Origin of the sequence: Dermatophilus congolensis (genome assembly GCF_900187045.1) — a bacterium.
Lineage (GTDB): Bacteria > Actinomycetota > Actinomycetes > Actinomycetales > Dermatophilaceae > Dermatophilus > Dermatophilus congolensis.
The window spans coordinates 2,561,519-2,579,546 of record NZ_LT906453.1 but is presented as its reverse complement, the minus strand read 5'-3'; the positions used below and the strand labels follow the sequence as shown (position 1 = coordinate 2,579,546).

At 60.6% G+C, this 18,028-nt stretch carries 20 protein-coding genes; 17 read left to right on the top strand and 3 right to left on the bottom strand.

The window, feature by feature from the left end; all coding sequences use genetic code 11:
• Positions 1 to 46 precede the first annotated feature (46 nt).
• The 8 genes from CKV89_RS11310 (at position 47) to CKV89_RS11275 (ending at position 7,632) form a co-directional block, all read left to right on the top strand.
• Entirely contained in the window at positions 47 to 865 is an 819-nt protein-coding gene (locus CKV89_RS11310) for a flagellin N-terminal helical domain-containing protein (protein ID WP_028326760.1), read from the top strand.
• Positions 866 to 997: 132 nt separating this feature from the next.
• Positions 998 to 2,344, top strand: coding sequence for a flagellar filament capping protein FliD (gene fliD, locus CKV89_RS11305; RefSeq protein WP_028326759.1), 1,347 nt, complete (start codon positions 998 to 1,000; stop codon positions 2,342 to 2,344).
• 184 nt (positions 2,345 to 2,528) lie between these two features.
• Positions 2,529 to 2,918, top strand: a complete 390-nt coding sequence (gene fliS / locus CKV89_RS11300) for a flagellar export chaperone FliS (RefSeq protein WP_028326758.1) — start codon at positions 2,529 to 2,531, stop codon at positions 2,916 to 2,918.
• Positions 2,919 to 2,924: 6 nt separating this feature from the next.
• Positions 2,925 to 3,239: a hypothetical protein gene (locus CKV89_RS11295; protein WP_028326757.1), complete on the top strand. Its 315-nt coding sequence runs from the start codon at positions 2,925 to 2,927 to the stop codon at positions 3,237 to 3,239.
• A gap of 188 nt (positions 3,240 to 3,427) precedes the next feature.
• Positions 3,428 to 4,915, top strand: a complete 1,488-nt coding sequence (flgK, locus tag CKV89_RS11290; RefSeq protein WP_231935397.1) for a flagellar hook-associated protein FlgK — start codon at positions 3,428 to 3,430, stop codon at positions 4,913 to 4,915.
• Between the two features lie 31 nt (positions 4,916 to 4,946).
• Positions 4,947 to 5,846 (top strand): flagellar hook-associated protein FlgL, encoded by a 900-nt coding sequence (flgL, locus tag CKV89_RS11285; RefSeq protein ID WP_028326755.1) that lies wholly within the window; start codon positions 4,947 to 4,949, stop codon positions 5,844 to 5,846.
• 117 nt (positions 5,847 to 5,963) lie between these two features.
• The gene (locus tag CKV89_RS11280; protein ID WP_028326754.1) at positions 5,964 to 6,536 is read left to right on the top strand and encodes a hypothetical protein; all 573 of its coding nucleotides are present in this window, start codon (positions 5,964 to 5,966) and stop codon (positions 6,534 to 6,536) included.
• A 112-nt stretch (positions 6,537 to 6,648) separates the two neighbouring features.
• Complete coding sequence (locus tag CKV89_RS11275; protein ID WP_034400446.1) at positions 6,649 to 7,632, top strand: GDP-L-fucose synthase family protein; 984 nt, start codon at positions 6,649 to 6,651, stop codon at positions 7,630 to 7,632.
• A gap of 75 nt (positions 7,633 to 7,707) precedes the next feature.
• Here CKV89_RS11275 and CKV89_RS11270 read toward each other — a convergent pair whose 3' ends face one another.
• From CKV89_RS11270 to CKV89_RS11260, 3 genes are all read right to left on the bottom strand, one after another.
• Positions 7,708 to 8,196, bottom strand: a complete 489-nt coding sequence (locus tag CKV89_RS11270) for a hypothetical protein (protein WP_028326753.1) — start codon at positions 8,194 to 8,196, stop codon at positions 7,708 to 7,710.
• Between the two features lie 6 nt (positions 8,197 to 8,202).
• Positions 8,203 to 8,565 (bottom strand): response regulator, encoded by a 363-nt coding sequence (locus CKV89_RS11265; RefSeq protein WP_028326752.1) that lies wholly within the window; start codon positions 8,563 to 8,565, stop codon positions 8,203 to 8,205.
• A gap of 113 nt (positions 8,566 to 8,678) precedes the next feature.
• Positions 8,679 to 9,128: a chemotaxis protein CheX gene (locus CKV89_RS11260; protein ID WP_028326751.1), complete on the bottom strand. Its 450-nt coding sequence runs from the start codon at positions 9,126 to 9,128 to the stop codon at positions 8,679 to 8,681.
• A 418-nt stretch (positions 9,129 to 9,546) separates the two neighbouring features.
• Here CKV89_RS11260 and CKV89_RS11255 point away from each other — a divergent pair, with 418 nt between their 5' ends.
• The 9 genes from CKV89_RS11255 to fliF all read left to right on the top strand — a co-directional run bounded on the left by CKV89_RS11255 (position 9,547) and on the right by fliF (position 18,024).
• Positions 9,547 to 12,021, top strand: a complete 2,475-nt coding sequence (locus CKV89_RS11255) for a chemotaxis protein CheW (RefSeq protein WP_028326750.1) — start codon at positions 9,547 to 9,549, stop codon at positions 12,019 to 12,021.
• Complete coding sequence (locus CKV89_RS11250; protein WP_028326749.1) at positions 12,021 to 12,458, top strand: chemotaxis protein CheW; 438 nt, start codon at positions 12,021 to 12,023, stop codon at positions 12,456 to 12,458. Before CKV89_RS11255 ends, CKV89_RS11250 begins: the two co-directional genes overlap by 1 nt.
• A gap of 129 nt (positions 12,459 to 12,587) precedes the next feature.
• Positions 12,588 to 12,953 carry a response regulator gene (locus CKV89_RS11245; protein WP_028326748.1) on the top strand — a complete coding sequence of 122 codons (366 nt, stop codon included), beginning with the start codon at positions 12,588 to 12,590 and terminating at the stop codon, positions 12,951 to 12,953.
• Complete coding sequence (locus CKV89_RS11240) at positions 12,953 to 14,140, top strand: protein-glutamate methylesterase/protein-glutamine glutaminase (RefSeq protein ID WP_028326747.1); 1,188 nt, start codon at positions 12,953 to 12,955, stop codon at positions 14,138 to 14,140. Before CKV89_RS11245 ends, CKV89_RS11240 begins: the two co-directional genes overlap by 1 nt.
• A 3-nt stretch (positions 14,141 to 14,143) precedes the next feature.
• Positions 14,144 to 14,962: a CheR family methyltransferase gene (locus CKV89_RS11235; RefSeq protein ID WP_028326746.1), complete on the top strand. Its 819-nt coding sequence runs from the start codon at positions 14,144 to 14,146 to the stop codon at positions 14,960 to 14,962.
• Positions 14,963 to 15,220: 258 nt separating this feature from the next.
• Positions 15,221 to 15,574 (top strand): flagellar basal body rod protein FlgB, encoded by a 354-nt coding sequence (locus tag CKV89_RS11230; RefSeq protein ID WP_028326745.1) that lies wholly within the window; start codon positions 15,221 to 15,223, stop codon positions 15,572 to 15,574.
• 67 nt (positions 15,575 to 15,641) lie between these two features.
• A complete protein-coding gene (locus CKV89_RS11225) occupies positions 15,642 to 16,040 on the top strand; it encodes a flagellar basal body rod protein FlgC (protein ID WP_028326744.1) in 399 nt (132 codons plus the stop codon).
• Complete coding sequence (gene fliE / locus CKV89_RS11220) at positions 16,037 to 16,390, top strand: flagellar hook-basal body complex protein FliE (protein WP_028326743.1); 354 nt, start codon at positions 16,037 to 16,039, stop codon at positions 16,388 to 16,390. The genes CKV89_RS11225 and fliE overlap by 4 nt, the downstream gene beginning before the upstream one ends.
• Positions 16,387 to 18,024, top strand: coding sequence for a flagellar basal-body MS-ring/collar protein FliF (gene fliF, locus CKV89_RS11215; RefSeq protein ID WP_028326742.1), 1,638 nt, complete (start codon positions 16,387 to 16,389; stop codon positions 18,022 to 18,024). Before fliE ends, fliF begins: the two co-directional genes overlap by 4 nt.
• Positions 18,025 to 18,028 lie beyond the last annotated feature (4 nt).

The following is an 18,028-nucleotide window of genomic DNA, read 5'->3' as shown; positions in this document are numbered from 1 at the left end:
CCACGGATGGGGAGCCCGGACCCGATTCCACGAAGGAGCTTTCACCATGGGTCTTCAGATCAACACCAACGTCGCCGCCCTCAACGCATACCGCAACCTGTCCGGTACGCAAGGCTCGCAGCAGACCTCCCTTGAGCGTCTGTCCTCCGGTCTTCGTATCAACCGCGCTGCGGATGACGCTGCAGGTTTGGCGATCTCCGAGAAGCTGCGTTCGCAGGTCAACGGCCTCAACCAGGCCCAGGCCAACGCTCAGGATGGTGTCTCCCTCGTTCAGACCGCTGAAGGCGCGATGAACGAGACCCACGCCATGCTGCAGCGCATGCGGACGCTGGCCGTGCAAGCCGGCAACGACACCAACACGTCGTCGGACCGCGCAGCCATCCAGAAGGAGATCGGGGCGCTCCTCAAAGAGATCGACTCGACCACCACGCGCACGCAGTTCAACGGCATGAACCTGCTGGACGGAACCTTCACAGGCAAAGCCTTGCAGATCGGTGCCAACACCGGCCAAACCATGTCTATCACCATTAAGAAGATGGACACTGCTGGCCTGAGCATTAACGGGCTGACCGTCACCTCGGCGGCTGGTCTCAAGAGTGCTCTTGGCAAGATCGACAAAGCTATCGGCAAGGTTTCTGACCAGCGTGCCGACCTGGGTGCTCTCCAGAACCGTCTCGACCACACCATCAAGAACCTCGGTGTCTCGAGCGAGAACCTGGCCGCCTCCGAGTCCCGCATTCGCGACACCGACATGGCCAAGGAAATGACGAGCTTCACCCGTTCGCAGATCCTGCAGCAGGCCGGTACCGCGATGCTCTCGCAGGCAAACCAGAGCAGCCAGGGCGTTCTGCGTCTCCTGGGCTGATCCGGAGTGATCTGAGAAAACTTCATAACCCTCGAGGGGGCGTAGGCCGTGCGCCTGCGCCCCCTCGGGCGTGAAGCCCCTCAGCCACTCACCCGGAACACCACATCCACGGAAGGAACAAAGGAGAAAACCATGCAGATCTCAGGACTCGGATCAGGTGTCGATACCGCAGGGATGATCACCCAGCTGATGAGCGTCGAACGCCAAGCCGGTAACTACCTCACCAAAGGTAAAGTTAGCGCCCAGGCCCTCGTTAGCGCCTACACCAGCCTTAACACCAAAATGAAAGCCATCGGCGACGCCGCCAACCAGTTCGTGCCCAAATCAGTAATCGATACCCCCGCCTGGAACAGCGTCACCGCTAAAAGCAGCAACGAAGACATCGCCAAAGTCACCACCGGCACCGGAGCCCAAGCAGGCACCCTCACCTTCGCGGTGAAAAGCATCGCCCAAGCCAGCACCACGCTCGCCGATAAATCATTCACCAGCACTGACACCGTCAACGGTGGCGCCGCCTTCGACTTCAATGTCACCGCCAACGGAAAAACAACCAACGTCACCGTCGGCCAAGGCGCCAAGCTCGCTGACGTCGTCGCCGCGATCAACCAACAAGCCGGCGCCGACGTCAAAGCCACCATGGTGCAGACCGCCACCGGCAGCTACCAGATGCAGCTCACCTCCGCCACCACCGGGGCACAAAGCAGCGTCACCGTCACCAACGGCTCCACCCCACCCGTCGTTGCCGACGTGCTCGGCAACTTCAACGAAGTTGCCAAAGGCCAAGACACCGTGCTGCACATCGGCGACCCCACCGCTGGATACGACGTCACCTCCACCACCAAAGACGTCAAAAACCTCCTCCCCGGCGTGACCATCTCACCAACCAAAGCCGACCCAAACACCCAAGTCACCGTCGACGTCACCCAAGACACCGCCGGTATCAGCAAAAAAGTTGAAGACCTCGTCACCGCCGCCAACGATGCCCTCTCCAACATTCGCATCAACAGCAAATACAACAAAGACAGCCCTTCTAGCTCCGGGCCGTTCGTCGGTGACTCCCTCACCCGCGACCTCACCAACCAGCTCCAGAACGCAGCAGTGGGGAACGCCGCGGCAGCACCATCGGCCGCCGGGATCTCCATCGACAAAACCGGAACAATCACCTTCGACAAGAAAAAATTCGAAGACCTCTACGCCAAAGACCCAGCAGCAGCCCAAAAAGCAATCAATGCTTTCGCCAGCTCCCTGTCTGATGTCTCTACCCAGGCCACAGACGCCGATAAAGGCCTCATCACCATGCAGGTCAACAGCCAGAACACGATGATCAAGGACTATTCGGACCAGATCAGCAAGTTCAACGACCGCATGGACCTACGCCAGCAAGCCCTTCAAGCTCAGTTCAACGCCATGGACTCCCTCCTCGGCAAAATGAAATCCCAAGGAAACTGGCTCTCCAGCCAGCTCGCTGGACTCAGATAACCGAACAACCCCCTCGTGTGGTGCCGGGCCCAACTCAGGGCCCGGCACCACACACATACCCCCCAGCGACAGCAGCAAACCCCACATAGGTAAAGACAACACTCGCCCAACCGATGAGAAAAAGACCGCACCGGCACCCCCCAACCCACCCACCGCCGGATGCGGAACACCGAGAGGACACCACATGAGCACGCAGGCCCAACTCCGCAGCCGTTACGCCCGCGAGGCAGTAACCACGGCCACGCCAGCCCAACTGGTCGTCATGCTGTACGACCGCTTCCTCAAAGACCTCTCCACCGCCGAAACCGCCCTCGGCAGCAACGACATCGCTGCCAGCCACAGCAGCCTCATGCACGCCCAAGAAATCGTCCGCGAACTGCGCTCCTCCCTCGACACCTCCATCTGGAAAGAAGGCGAATCCCTCGCCCGCCTCTACGACTGGGTCCTCGAAGAACTCATGGCCGCCAACCTCGAAAAAGACGCCACCCACGTCACCAACGCCCGCGACGTCATGCAACCCCTGCGCGACACTTGGGCCGAAGTAACCCGCAGCGGCATCACCGGCGAAAAATAATCACCCATGCCCACCACCAACCACGCAGCCTGGGAAGCCGCCCTCACCCAGATGGAAGACGAACTCAACGCCCACGAGGCCGACGTCCGTAACGGCAGCACCACCCCCGTCGCCCCCTGGGAACCACCCGAAAACCTCGGCGACCTCCCACCTGAACTCGCCGACCGTGCCCACCACCTCATCGAACGCATCAACCTCCTTTCCACCTTCGTCAAATACCAACTCCAAGCACTCGACGCAGACCGCGAACACGCCCGACGCCAAGAACACAAAAGCACCCTCAACCACGCCGTCGCCGTCTTCCTTGACGCCAGCGTCTAAACCTCCCGCCCCTTCGTCGCCCCCACCCCACGCGATACCCCCACACAAACCTTCACACCACCGCCCCACCGGCCGATGTAAAAGACAACCGTTCAGATCACCTTTCACCCTGAACAACCACTAACCACCCCACGGACCGGCCCAAAGGACACCCCGGAGGCGCCGCCACACTCACGGACGAGGAAATCATGTCAGCCTTCGGAGGACTCTTCATCGGCACCTCAGCGGTGCACGCCGCCCAACGCGGCCTCGATGTCACCGGCCAAAACATCGCCAACTCAGCAACCGAGGGCTACACACGCCAACGCGTCAACCTCGAAGCCGTCGGCGGCCCCGGCGTACCCGCCTTCTGGTCCCGCTACGACGGCACCGGCGAAGGCGTCAAAGTCACCAGCGTCACCCGCATGAACGACGAATTCCTCGAAGCGCGGGCACGCAACTCCAACGCTGCCCTCGGCAAACTTGAAGAACAACAAAAAACCATGGCCGCCCTCGAACGCACCGTCGGCGAACCCAGCGACACCGGCCTACAGAAAAAACTCCAAGAAATGTGGAACGCGATGGGCGCCGCCGGCAACAGCCCCAGCGTCACCAACGAAGCCCCCCGCTCCGAAGCCCTCGAACGCGCCAAAGGTGTGGCCTCTCAACTCAACCTTATCAGCAACTCCACTACCACCCAATGGCACGACACCACCGTCGAGCTCCAAGCCAACGTCACCGACATCAACAAAATGGCCGAAGACGTCGGCAAACTCAACGCAGCAATCCGTAACAACGACATCGCCCACGTTCCCAGCAACGAACTACTCGACCAACGCGATGTCCTCATCAAAAAACTCTCCACCCTCACCGGCGCCACCGTCCGCCCCGCCGCCATGGATGCAGGAGCAGACTTCCCCAGCCAAGCCGTCGACGTCATGATCGGCGACAAAGCCCTCGTCTACGGCACCCAAGCCGCCCAACTCAAAGTCAACGACCCCAACAACGGCACCTACCCCACCGACGGCAGCGCACCCAAACCCATCGCCGTGCAATGGGCCAGCCCCGCCCCCACCGACCCCAACGGCCCAGCCGCATCAGCAGACGTCGGCATCGACACCGGCCGCGTCGCCGGGCAACTCACCAACCTCAACATCACCATCCCGAACTACATGAAACAGTTCGACCAAGTCGCCGCCACCGTCGCCGCCACCGTCAACACCCAGCAAGCAGCCGGGTACACCGTCAACGGAGCCACCGGCGCAAACCTCTTTGTCAACGGCGCCGGAGGCGGAGCCATCACCGCCGGCAACATCCGCGTCGCCGCCGACGCCGTACCCAACAGCATCGCCGTCTCAGCAGGCAACCCCAAAGACAGCGACCCCACCAAAGCAAGCCTCGACGGAAACAACGCCCTGGCCATGTCCCGCCACATCAACGACAAAGGCGGAGCCGACGCCACCTACAGCGCCATGATCGTCCAAATGGGCGTCGAAACCCAGTCCATCAACCGCAACGTCACCGTCCAACAAAACGTGGTCCGTCAAGCCGAAGACGCCCGCGACAACGTCGCCGGAGTCTCCCTCAACGAAGAAATGACCAACCTCGTCCGATACCAACACTCCTTCAGCGCCGCCGCGAAATTCATCGGAGTCATCGACGAAACCCTGCAAACCCTCATCCACATGACCAACTGATCAGGCCCACACACCCGAAAGGAGCACCACCATGACCTCGCTGCGCATCACCCAAAACGCAATGAACCGCACCCAAATGATGGGCCTGAACACCAGCCTGTCTCGACTGCAAGGAACCCAAGAACAACTCACCACCGGCAAACGCCTCAACCGCCCCTCCGACGACCCAGTCGGCACCGTCCAAGCACTCCGCTTCCGCTCCGAACAAAGCCAACTCGCCCAATTCGGCGCCAACATCACCGACGGACTCTCCCGCCTCTCCGCTGGCGACGACGCCCTCTCCCAAACCCTGAGCATGGTGCAAAAAATCCGCTCCACCACCGTCTCCGCGCTCAACGGAGTCAACGGCGACGCCCAACGCAAAGCCTTCGCCTCATCAATCCGCGAACTACGCGTGGGCATCCTCCAACAAGCCAACTCCCAATACGCAGGCCAACCCCTCTTCGGCGGAACCACCCCCTTAGACAACGCCTTCGACGCCAACGGCACCTACCAAGGCAACACCCTGCCCGTCCTACGCCAAGTCTCCGACTCACCCGGCGACGCCGGACAAATGAACGTCGGCATCAGCGGATCCGACGCCTTTGGCACAGCCCTCGTTAAAGGCAGCGGCGCCCTCGACAAACTCGCCGACGCCATCGAAGCAGGCGACAACGCCGGCATCCAAGCCGGGCTCACCGCTGTCGAAGGACTCAACGACAGCATCCTCAACGTCCAAACCAGCGTCGGCGTACGCGTCAACCGCCTCCAAAGCCTCGAAAACCTCAACGGCCGCATGGACGACTCCTCCAAAATCTCCCTCTCCAAAGTCGAAGACACCGACTTCATCAAAGCCGCCATGGACCTATCCATCCAATCCAACGCCTACCAAGCAGCCCTGTCCGCCTCAGCAAAAATCATCCAACCCTCCCTCATGGATTTCCTCCGCTAACCACACCCCATCCCCAGGGCGCCACGGCCACACCGCGGCGCCCTGCCTCATGCACCACCCACCGCCGCACGGACGCGGCCCCACCACCGCCACCGGTGCACCGGAAAGGACTCCAGCATGGGCACCTACGACCACCTCCCCAGCGAACAACGCCACCTCGCCCACGACATCGACACCATCCTGGGCCCCATCCTGCGCGGCCTCACCGGCACCCCCAACACACCCCCACGCCACACCGAAACCATCCCACGCCACTACCGCATCGTCGTGGCCACCGACTGGCACGCCGCCACCGTCCCCTACCTCATCCTCCACGCCTTCACCCGCATCGTCCCCCCACAAGCCCCCATCGACCTCGTCTTCACCCTGCCCCACACCCCCACCCGCCGCGACCACACCGCCGCCCGACTGCTCCTGCAATCCCTCGCACCCAACACCCCCCACGCCGGCATCCTCATCGAATCCTTCGACACCACCGCAACCAAACACGCCATCGCCTCCATCATCCCCACCGGCGACCCCGAACTACTCATGCGCGACCTCGCCCTAGCAATCACCGCCTGCCACGAACTCACCCTCACCTGCACCGACCCCGCCACCCTTGACGCCAACCCCGCCCCACCCGACGGCCCCAACCCCTTACTGCGCCGCCGCCTCAACGCCTACACCCCCACCACCAACACCCCCTAACCACCCCCCCACCGGTCGCGCCCACCCAACCAACCCCACCGGCCGCGTTACTGTTTTTCACACACAACGCCACCAACAGCACCGGTGCACCCAACGCGACCCAAGGAGAGCCATGCCGGGCACCCTCGACCGCAACGCCAAAATCTACATCGCTGGCCACCGCGGCCTCGTCGGCTCCGCCATCTGGCGCCACTTCCACGACCAAGGATTCACCAACCTCATCGGCGCCACCTCCACCGAACTAGACCTCCGCGACGCACACGCCACCCACACCTTCATCCACCGCGAAAAACCACACGTCATCATCGACGCCGCAGCCAAAGTCGGCGGCATCCTCGCCAACTCCACCTACCCAGCCGAATTCCTCTCAGACAACCAACGCATCCAACTCAACCTTATGGACGCCGCCGCCACCGCCGGCGTCGAAAAATTCCTCTTCCTCGGCTCATCCTGCATCTACCCCAAACACGCAGAACAACCCATCCGCGAAGACTCCCTACTCACCGGCCCCCTGGAAGAAACCAACATCGCCTACGCCATCGCCAAAATCAGCGGCATCATCGCCATCCAATCCCACCGCACCCAATACGGCCGCCACTGGATCAGCGCCATGCCCACCAACCTCTACGGCCCCGGCGACAACTTCGACCCCCAAAACAGCCACGTCCTACCAGCCATGATCCGCCGCTTCCACGAAGCCAAAGAAAACGGCACCGACACCGTCACCATCTGGGGAACCGGCACCCCCCGACGCGAATTCCTCCACGTCGACGACCTCGCCGCAGCCTGCCTCACCCTCCTGGAAAACTACGACAACCCAGCCCCCATCAACATCGGCACCGGCGAAGACATCACCATCGCCGACCTAGCCTACCTCGTCGCCGACATCGTCGGATTCACCGGAACCATCACACTCGACCCCACAAAACCCGACGGCACCCCCCGCAAACTCCTAGACGTCACCAACATCAAAAACCTCGGCTGGCAGCCCCGCATCAGCCTGCGCGAAGGCATCACCGACGCCTACAACTGGTACAAAAACAACACCACTGACGCCCGCGGCGCGAACGTCGCCGACCACACCACCCACTCTTAACCACCGGACAATGCATGTGTGAGGGTGGCGCCCACACCGGGCGCTACCCTCACACATGCACGTAAGTGATACCAATCAGAAAGGAACCACCACACCCAGAGCACCATCGCCGTACCCATCGACACTCAACGTGAAGTCTGCGCGCTTGCCCAACCCACGCAGCATCTTCGCCGCATCCGTCGGAATCACCATCCCCGGCTGAAACACCTGAGACAACTTCAAGTGATCCTCCGGATCACCCACGTTGAACAACGACGAGAAGATGTTCATCACCTCGTAAAAGTTGTCGTACAACGCAGCAGGCAACTCATCGTTCTCAATAGCGGTATCTGCCCCTGCTTTAGGAACAAGACCAAGCGCGGCACCAGCACGAGCAGCCAACGGAAGATCCGCCGCTACCAGCGCTTTCACATTCTGATCTGTATCGACGTAGAGCCCTACACAGCAAGCACGTCGAGCCGTAGGCACAACAGGCTTGTCCAAAGGGAGCATGCTGACATCCCGACCAAGCAACGACTCAAACAAGTCCTTGATCGGTTTGGGGTCGGGTATCGCGATCGGCATATCAGATCAGCCGAAAACCGGCGCAAGTGCCTCAGAGAACATGTCAGCAGTGAACGGCTTGGCGATAAGGAACAAAGCTCCGGAAGCAGAAGCTTGCTCACGCATCGCATCAGACCCTTCAGAGGTCACGAACCCAAAGTTCACATTGTTTCCCTCGGCACGAAGAGCCTGAAGGAACTCAATCCCGCTCATGTTCGGCATGTTCCAGTCAGACAAAACCAGATCGGGAGACTCAGACTTCACCTTGGCCAAACCCTCAGCGCCATCCTCGCACTCGATGATCTCGGCAGAGTCATACCCAGCCTGGCGAAGTGTGCGGACCACGATCATGCGCATTGCTCGGCTGTCGTCGGCGACTACGACCTTCACAAGTAACTCGCTTCCTACTGCCCATCAGGCAGTGAATCAAAAACCGGTAGCAGAACCACTCCCGGCGTTAAAGGGCTGAAAGATTAGATAGTGCGAGAGAGCAGGAACGCGCCTCACTTGACCTGGCGATTCCACACAGTCACAGACACGCGGCCATCTCCACATGCAAAGCCCTGGGCGAGAATGGTCTCCCCACCAATAACTTTCATCGTGGGTGGCTCGCCCTGGGCAACGACCGGCAACGACAGCGTGCTGGGTTCAGGCAACAAAGACTTAATGTTGCCGCCGATCATGTTGGTGAGTTCACCGACGGCGTCGGTGACATCACCCATGGAGACCTCATCGAGGCCCATCATGAACATCGTCGCTCCGACAAGCTTGGCGGTGTCGACAGTCATTTCAAGGGCAATGAGGCAGTCGCTAGCGCCGGTGACTCCGACGGATCCGGCGATGGCCTGGCCTGTAACGCCCTCGGTTTCGCCGATAGGTTCGATGTCGAGTCCGAGCATTGAGCTCCAGACCTCTTGGACGATCGCGGCGACGTCGTCGCTCAACAGTTGCATTCTCGGTCCTTCGGTGAGTCTCGGGGTTCGCCCTCCGAGCGGGTGGTCTCGAGGATCTGCCGAGGCGGGAAGCATTGCCGCGTCGGCGAAACCCCGTCGTGTCTCGAGCCCATGAGTGTGGACACACGCCATATCGGCGGTGTCGCAACGGACTTGAGGGATCACGTTCCAAGGGTCAGGTTCGATCTGCCTGTATTGGCAGCATTTTCGGTGCAACAAGACATACAGCGAATACAAGCGACGCATATATACGGGGGAGAGGGGCTGCTATATACGGGCCAAAGGAGCTGCAGAGACGCTGCAGCGATGCCGTCGCAAACCCGAGGCAGACACGTTGGTGGTGAACGTGGCTCAGGTCGGTGTCGGTGGGGCCGATGAGCAGAGCGGTTCCCATTGACCACCCCCGAGGAGACTGCCGATGGAAGGCATGGAGGAGATCGTCCAAGAATTCTTGGTCGAATCCCACGAGAACCTGGATCAGCTGGACCAGGACTTGCTCGCGTTGGAGCAGGATCCGACGTCGCGCGATCTGCTGTCCAGCATCTTCCGGACGCTGCACACCATTAAGGGCACAGCAGGGTTCCTTGCGTTGCACACGCTGGAAAAAGTCGCGCACGCCGGTGAGTCGTTGCTGAGCAAGCTGCGGGACGGCGAGATGACGCTCAACCCCGCAATGACAACCGTGCTGCTAGAGATGGTCGACGCGGTGCGTGCCCTGCTGGAGAACATCGAAAACGAAGGCAGTGAAGGTACCGAGGAGTACCACGAACTGCGAGCCAAGCTCCACGCCATTTTGGATGGCCAGGACGCCCAGGCCGTCGTCGATGCAGCTAAAGCCGGCACGTTGGCGATGGGGGAGCAGGCGGCAGCCCCGGCAGCCGCAGCTGAAGCACCTGCCGACGCAGCCCCCGCCGAAGCCGCCGGTGCAGCTGAAGCCGAGGTGGCGGTCGCGGTTGCGGTAGCAACAGCAACCTCCACCCCCGCAGGCTCAGACACAGCACCACCAGCGGCAGAGGTACCTGCGCAACCCGAACAGACACCGGCGGAAGAAAACCTCTCTGTCACCCAGGCAGCCGCAGTGACAGCTGCTCAAGACGCAGCCAAAGCAGCAGCCGAGGCTCAAGCCCAGGCTGCTGCCGATGCTCAAGCTCCCCAAGCGGCGGCACCAGAGGCAGAGAAACCAGCACCAAAGGTCAAGAAACCCGACGAGAACAAACGCTCCGTAGCCGACAGCTCCATCCGTGTTGACGTGGACCTGCTGGACAGCCTCGTCAACCTCGTCGGCGAACTCGTTCTGGCCCGTAACCAAGCTATCCAGCACGCTGCCCGATCTGATGACCCAGAGCTCGTCCGATCAATGCACCAGCTTTCGCTCGTGGCCAGCGAGGTGCAAGAAGGCGTCATGAAGACGCGTATGCAGCCCATCGACCACGTGTGGCGTACCTTCCCCCGCGTTGTCCGCGACCTAGCGACCTCCCTAGGCCGCCAGATCCGGGTGGAGTTCGAAGGTAAAGAAACCGAGCTCGACAAAACGATCCTCGAGGCGATCAAAGACCCACTGACGCACCTGGTGCGTAACTCCTGTGACCACGGCATCGAGCCGCCAGACGTACGCCAATCCCGAGGCAAAGACCCCGAAGGCGTGTTGACGATGCGGGCCTACCACGAAGGTGGCCAGGTCAACATCGAAATCATCGATGACGGTGCCGGTATCAACGTCGAGAAAGTCAAAGCCAAAGCGGTAGAAAAGGGCCTAATCACCCGCGACGACGCGGAGAAAATGTCCGACCGCGACGCCAACCACCTCATCTTCCGCCCCGGTTTCTCCACCGCCGACAAGGTCTCGAACGTCTCCGGACGTGGCGTCGGTATGGATGTGGTCAAAACCAACATCGAAAAAATTGGCGGCACCATCGATGTCACCAGCACATTCGGTGAAGGCACCACCACCCGAATCAAAATCCCACTGACCCTAGCCATCATCCCAGCCCTCCTCGTGCGCGGACAGGACAACATGTTCGCCATCCCGCAGGTCAACCTGCTGGAACTGGTGCGGCTTGATGCTGCCCAGGCCGCCGAGCGCCTCGAAACGATTCAGGGCACCCCGGTCTACCGGCTACGCGGTGACCTGCTCCCGCTGGTGTACCTACGCGAACAACTCAACGTAGAACCCAGCGAATCAGACACCACATTCATCGCCGTTCTCCGCGCCGACCAGCAACGCTTCGGCCTCGTCGTTGACGACATCGAAGACACCGAAGAAATCGTGGTCAAGCCACTGGGCAAGCAGATGCGCGGCATCGACTTGTATTCAGGGGCCACATTGATGGGTGATGGCCGGGTCGCGCTGATTCTGGACACAATGGCCTTAGCGAACGCTTCGGGCATGGTTTCCGAAGGGTCCGAGTTCAACAGTGCACTGGAAGAGGCCCGCGCCCGGGATGCAAAGGAATCTGCCAGCCTGCTGGTGGTACGCCTCTCCACGGGACGTCGAGTCGCATTGCCGCTGAAGGTAGTCGAACGTCTCGAAGAGTTCCCCATCTCTCGCATCGAAACAGTTGGCCAGAACCAAGTAGTCCAGTATCGCGGTGTCATCTTGCCGCTGCTGCGCCTAGCCGACGACTACGGCAGCTACGACCAGGTCGATGCCGACAAGCCCCTACAGGTCGTCGTGTGCCAGTACCACGGGCAGCTGTTCGGATTCGTCGTCGACCAAGTACTCGACATCGTCGAAGACGAACTGGCCATCCGCACCCACCTGGACACCGGCGGCAACCTCGGATCGGCCGTCGTCGACGAGCACGTCACCGAGCTACTCAACATCGACACCGCCCTGGCCGGGATGGTCGCCCCCGAACCAGACGATCTCGGCGCTTACGCAGGAGGCTTCTGATGAGCAACCAATACTGCACATTCCGCCTCGGCGGTCACCTCTTCGGCATCCCCGTCGACACGGTCAAAGAAGTCCTCCGCGAGCAACAACTCACCCGCGTACCCCTGGCCCCCAAAGAGGTCTCAGGCCTGATCAACCTACGCGGACAGATTGTGATCACGGTGGACCTGCGCGAACGGATGGGGCTCCCGCCACGCGAACCAGGTGAGGAAACCACCAACGTGGTAGTCCGCACCGCCGACGACACAGTGACGAGCATGCTGGTCGACAAGATCGGCGACGTCCTCGAACCGGACGTCGACCGCTTCGAGCCTCCGCCAGACACCGTTCCAGCACGCCTACGTGAGCTGGTGACAAAGGTATGCAAGCTCGACCGGGAGCTCATGCTCGTCCTCGACACAGAAAAAGCAGTCGAGAAAGAGCCGGTCACGGCGTGATCTGCCTTCGCCGGTTGTCCCACCCGGGGCAACCGGCCACCTGGCGCACCGCGCCACCCTCCTAGCCGACAATCCGCTGAACGCGGTACCCCCTAGACCGGAAGCGGTCTCTGCACCCCGAGGACCAGCATGCGAGCTCTTGTGATCGACGACTCACGTGCGATGAGGACCATCCTCACGCGCACGATGGACAACCTCGGATTCGAGGTGGAAGCAGTCGGTGATGGTCAGCAAGCCATTGACGCAATGACGCGTGGGCCACTGCCAGATGTGTGCCTGATCGACTGGAACATGCCTGTGATGAACGGGCTGGAGTTCATCGTCGAGGTTCGCAAGAACCGGGATTGGCGTGACGTTACTCTCATGATGGTCACCACCGAGGCCGAGCAAGCCAACATTGTTCGAGCGCTCGCCGCTGGTGCGCACGAGTATGTGATCAAGCCCTTCACCGCGGATGTCATTGAGGGCAAGTTGGCGATGCTGGGGTTGGTGTGATGAGTGCCCCCATTAAAGTGCTGGTCACAGATGACTCAGTGGTGTTGCGGCGTCTGATCACGGACGTGTTGAAAACCGATAACGAGATCGAAGTTGTTGGTACAGCCGTTAACGGTAAGAACGCGCTTGAGAAATTACCGCTCCTCAAACCGGACATCATGACATTGGATGTTGAGATGCCCGTGATGGATGGTTTGCAAACTCTCGTCGAAGTGCGCAAGCGGGATGCAAAAATCCCAATCATCATGTTCTCCACACTGACTGCGCGTGGTGCTGGTGCCACTCTGGATGCTCTAGAGCGAGGCGCCAGTGACTATGTTGCGAAACCGGCGAATGTTGGATCCGTCTCTGAGTCGATGGAAGCGGTTCGTAGCGAACTGATCCCCAAGATCAAGTCGCTCACCGGGCGGGCCCTTCGGGCCCTACCTACGGCTCGTCCCGCATTCGGGGCAGGTGCTCCGCCAGAGGCTGGCCCCCCGAACCGCGGTATTTTCGGTGGTCGTCCTCCGGCGAGCGCGGGAGTTCCCGGCGCTGCGCAAGGAGCCGCGCCCGTTGACCTGAGCGCGGTAAAGCCCACAGGGGTTGTCGACGTGGTGGCGATCGGTATCTCTACCGGTGGTCCAGATGCGTTGACCCGCGTTATATCGACTTTGCCAGGCAATTTCCCGGTCCCGATTGTCGTGACCCAGCACATGCCACCCGTTTTCACCGAATTGTTCGCCCAACGTCTTGATACGCGCAGCAAACTGCGGGTAGTTGAGGCTAAACAAGGTGAACGGCTCGAACCAGGCAAGGTAATGATCGCCCCTGGTGACTGGCATATGCGCGTGAAGAAAACCGCTTCAGGTGCCGTCGCAGAACTAGATCAAGGGCCGCAAGAAAACTATTGCCGCCCCGCTGTAGATCCAATGTTCCGCTCTATTGCCGAAGCATATAAAGGCAACGTATTGGCCGTGATCATGACGGGTATGGGGCATGACGGTTACCGCGGCGCAGAACCCATCCTCGCTGCAGGTGGGCAACTGATCGTGCAGGACGAGGCCACTTCCGTGGTCTGGGGCATGCCTGGTGCGGCTGTCGCCGCAGGGCTGCCACTCCAGCAGTACTCCCTCGACAAATTGGCCGAGGCGATCATGACCCGCGTTAACGCGGGCCGTGGCGCCGCTGCCGCCCGGCCAAGGAGCTGACTCATGGCACTTAACGGAAATGACCTTGACTTCATCGCGACTGTGGTGCGAGAACGCTCGGCCATCGTGCTGGACCGCAGTAAGGAATACCTCATCGAGTCGCGGCTGCAGACCCTGGCGCGCAGCCGAGGAGATGCTTCCGTCGACGACTTGATCCGCAAGTTGCGCAGCGCCCCGAAGGGGCCATTGCGTGACGAAGTGATCGAAGCGATGACGACGAACGAAACTTCGTTCTTCCGCGACGGACATCCCTTCATGGCATTGCAGAACCAGATCCTGCCGGAGCTGATCGTCTCTCGAGGGCGCGAGCGCACGTTGAACATTTGGTGCGCGGCTTCCAGCTCAGGGCAGGAGCCGTACACGATCGCGATGCTGATTCAGGAGCTGATCGGGGCTGACCCGTCATGGCGGGTGCGGCTACTGGCCACGGATATTGATACGCAGATGCTCAAACGTACTCGTGATGGCATCTACAACCAGTTCGAGGTCAACCGTGGCCTGCCGGCGCCGCTTCTGGTGCGTTACTTCGCTCGGCACGGTATGCAGTACCAGGTCGACTCGCGGCTGCGGGCAATGGTGGAGACAAAGTTCTTGAACTTGTCTGAGCCGTTGCCGCCGATGCCCTCGATGGACATCATCTTCCTGCGTAACGTGCTCATCTACTTCGACGTGGATATGAAGCGGCAAATCCTCCAGGGAGCGCGGAAAATCATCAAACCAGATGGCTACCTGTTCCTTGGTGGTGCTGAGACCACGATGAACATTGACAACTCGTGGAAGCGCGAAATGATTGGCCGCGCCACGGTGTATCGACCCGACTAAACACCACCTTCGCGGGGAGCAGTGATGTGGAGCCGGTTGCCGTTGTAGGCGACCGGCTCCACGTCGTAGCGCGTAGAGGTGTGAACCCGGTTGCTTAATGAGCAGATCCGTTGCTGCCTCAGGGCCAAGGAAACACCAAATGGTGGGCCGAATCGGTTAAGGAAAACCCCAGCCACAGCCGATCAGTACAGCGACCACTCGTGGCGATGTGCGGGCTGCCCCTGCGCTTCATCACCGGATTTCTTTGGGGGTATGCGGATGAACGATTTCATCAGCGACGTGACCATGCGGACGTTGAGCCAAGCAATGTCCGGCCTGGCGGCGCGGCAACGCACCATCTCCGACAACCTCGCCAACGTTGATACCCCCGGATTTCTTGCAGGGAAAGTCGACTTCGAAGCCAGCTTGCGGCAAGCTCTCGCCGACGGCGAAGACCCTCGCCTGACTGAGATAGCTACCGCCCGCAGCCTTGAGCCCACGCGCGCCAACGGCTCGAACGTCAATCTCGATGAAGAAACTCTGGCCGGGCAAGAAACCGTTCTGCACACCCAGCTGATCGCCCAAGCGCTCACCAACAAATTCAACGGCATCAAGAACGCTATTGGTCAGTGAAACGGCCGATAAGACTCCAGGCCCGTGGAGCCGCGCCAGCTCACGGATTCGATGAAGGGAGACGCACATGAGCATGTTCGATTCGATGAACATCGCAGCGTCAGGGTTGTCAACGAACCGTAAATGGATTGACGCGGTTTCAGACAACATCGCGGGGATGAACAACATCACCTCCACAAATGAATCCGCTTTCCAGGAGCGCTTCATCGTTGCTAGGGCCGCCAGCTACGGCGAACCCAAGGGGACCTATGTGGCCGGAAACATGTGGGGGGATCCCAACGGTCGGCTCATCTCGATGCCGAACCACCCCCTGGCTGATGCCAACGGCCTGGTCCGTGTACCTGACATCGACCTATCTGACCAGATGGCCTCCCTGATGATGGCCCAACGCGCTTACCAAGCCAACGCCTCGGTGGCTGAACGAGCAAAGACCACATACGAAGCAGCGATCGGAATCGGCAAATGAGTATTGCTCCCATCCCTCCATCTGTCGGCTTCGGTGTGACGCCAGGTTTCGGGATTAACCCGGCTTACGGCGTCTCTGCCACGTTGCCGACCACGCCAAGCGCCTTGCGCGACCCCGACTCGGTATCTGGCCCTTCTTTTGGTCAATTGCTCGCCCAGAAAATCGACCAGCTGAACGCGATGCATCTGCGCACCGATGAGCTGGCCCGCGCCGCAGCCACCGGCGACCTTAAAGACGTGCACGAATACACCATCGCCGCAGCTGAGGCAGGCGTGGCCACGCAGCTTGCCGTGGCCGTGCGTAACAAGGGCCTTGAAGCGTTCAACGAGATCATGCGGATGCAGCTGTGAAGAACGAAAAAATCCAACACGTCGTCACCCGGATCAAGGGAACATTCAACGACTTCACTCGTGGCCAGAAAGCCGTAACGATCATTGCGGCACTGGTCGCCATCGCTGGGGCTGTGGTCTTCTTCATGTGGGTGAGCAAACCCACCATGGTTCCGCTGTACACCACACCTGTCAGCGACACCGACGCTGCCGCTATCCAAAGCAAACTGACTTCCTCGGGTGTGAAGTACACGCTGAGCGGAAACACCTTCCAAGTTCCCCAGGATCAGCGCGACAAGGTGCGCCTTGACCTGGCGGCAGAGAACCTGCCCAGCAAAACAGATGCTTCGCAGGGATACGGCCTGGTCGAAAAAGCACCAGTCACTGCCTCCGATGAGCAGCAGCGGATCCTCATTCAACGTGCCACTGAAGGCGAATTAGCCTCAGCGATCCAAAAAATTGACACCGTTCAGGAAGCAACGGTGCACCTTGCACTGCCCAAGGAGGACGTGTTTGTCCGGCAGAAAACCAACCCGACCGCATCGGTGCTGGTGAAACCGAAAGCGAACCAGACTGTTTCGGCATCGCAGGTTGAGTCAATCGTGCACTTGGTTTCTGCCTCAGTGCCGAAACTGACCCCGGGAAATGTGACTGTCACTGACTCACAGGGACGTTTGTTGTCTGCCCAAGGCACACTCAGTGCTAGCGCCGGAGAGGCTCGGCTGGCCCAACAGCAAGCCACGAGCATGGCGTTGCAAACCAAAATCCAAGCAATGCTGGACAAAGCCGTCGGTATGGGTAACTCCACGACCACCGTCAACACCGACATGAACTATGACAACTCTAAGGTCGAAACAAACGAATACCTCCAGCCCAAGCCAGGCGCACCAGCACTACAAAACGACAACACCCGCGAAACCTTGACCGGTTCGGGCCAGACCCCCATCGGGGGAGTCCTCGGCCCAGACAACATCCCCGTCCCCAACGGGAATGCAGGTAACAGTCGCCAAAACTGGGAGAAAACCACCACAAAAGAGGTCCAGCCGTACGGCACCCGCCGTACCCTCACCGACCAAGCCACCGGCGGGGTTAGCAGACTCAACGTGGCGGTCATGCTCGACCAGCGCACCACCGGCGCTATCAACCAGCAACAGATTCAGCAGCTGGTGGCCACCGCAGCAGGAATCAACCCCCAACGTGGCGATGTCATCACCGTCTCAAAGGTGCCCTTCGATCAGACCGCAGCCCAGGCCCAGGCTCAGGCCGATGCCGCAGCCGCAGAGCAAAAACGCATGGATGACCTCTGGGCACTGGCCAAGAACATCGGCCTGCTGCTGCTCCTGCTGCTCGCCTTGCTGATCGGGTTCCTCTCCACCCGCACCCGCAAACGCGAGGTGGAGATCGAGGAGTCTGAAAGCATCGATACTCCTACACTTCCCGAGCTGCCCGGAGGCCGTGGCGCCCTGGGCGAGCTGGAAGGAAGCCCGGCGGCGTACGACCTCGACGGCGACGAACTTCCCGTGGTCGAAGCCACACCGGTGGATCCGCAATCGATTGCGCGGGCCGCCGCACGCGAAGAGATCTCTGGTCTCGTCGAGGACAGTCCCGAAGAAGTTGCCCGCTTGTTGCGCGGGTGGATGGCAGAACGGAAGTAGCCCC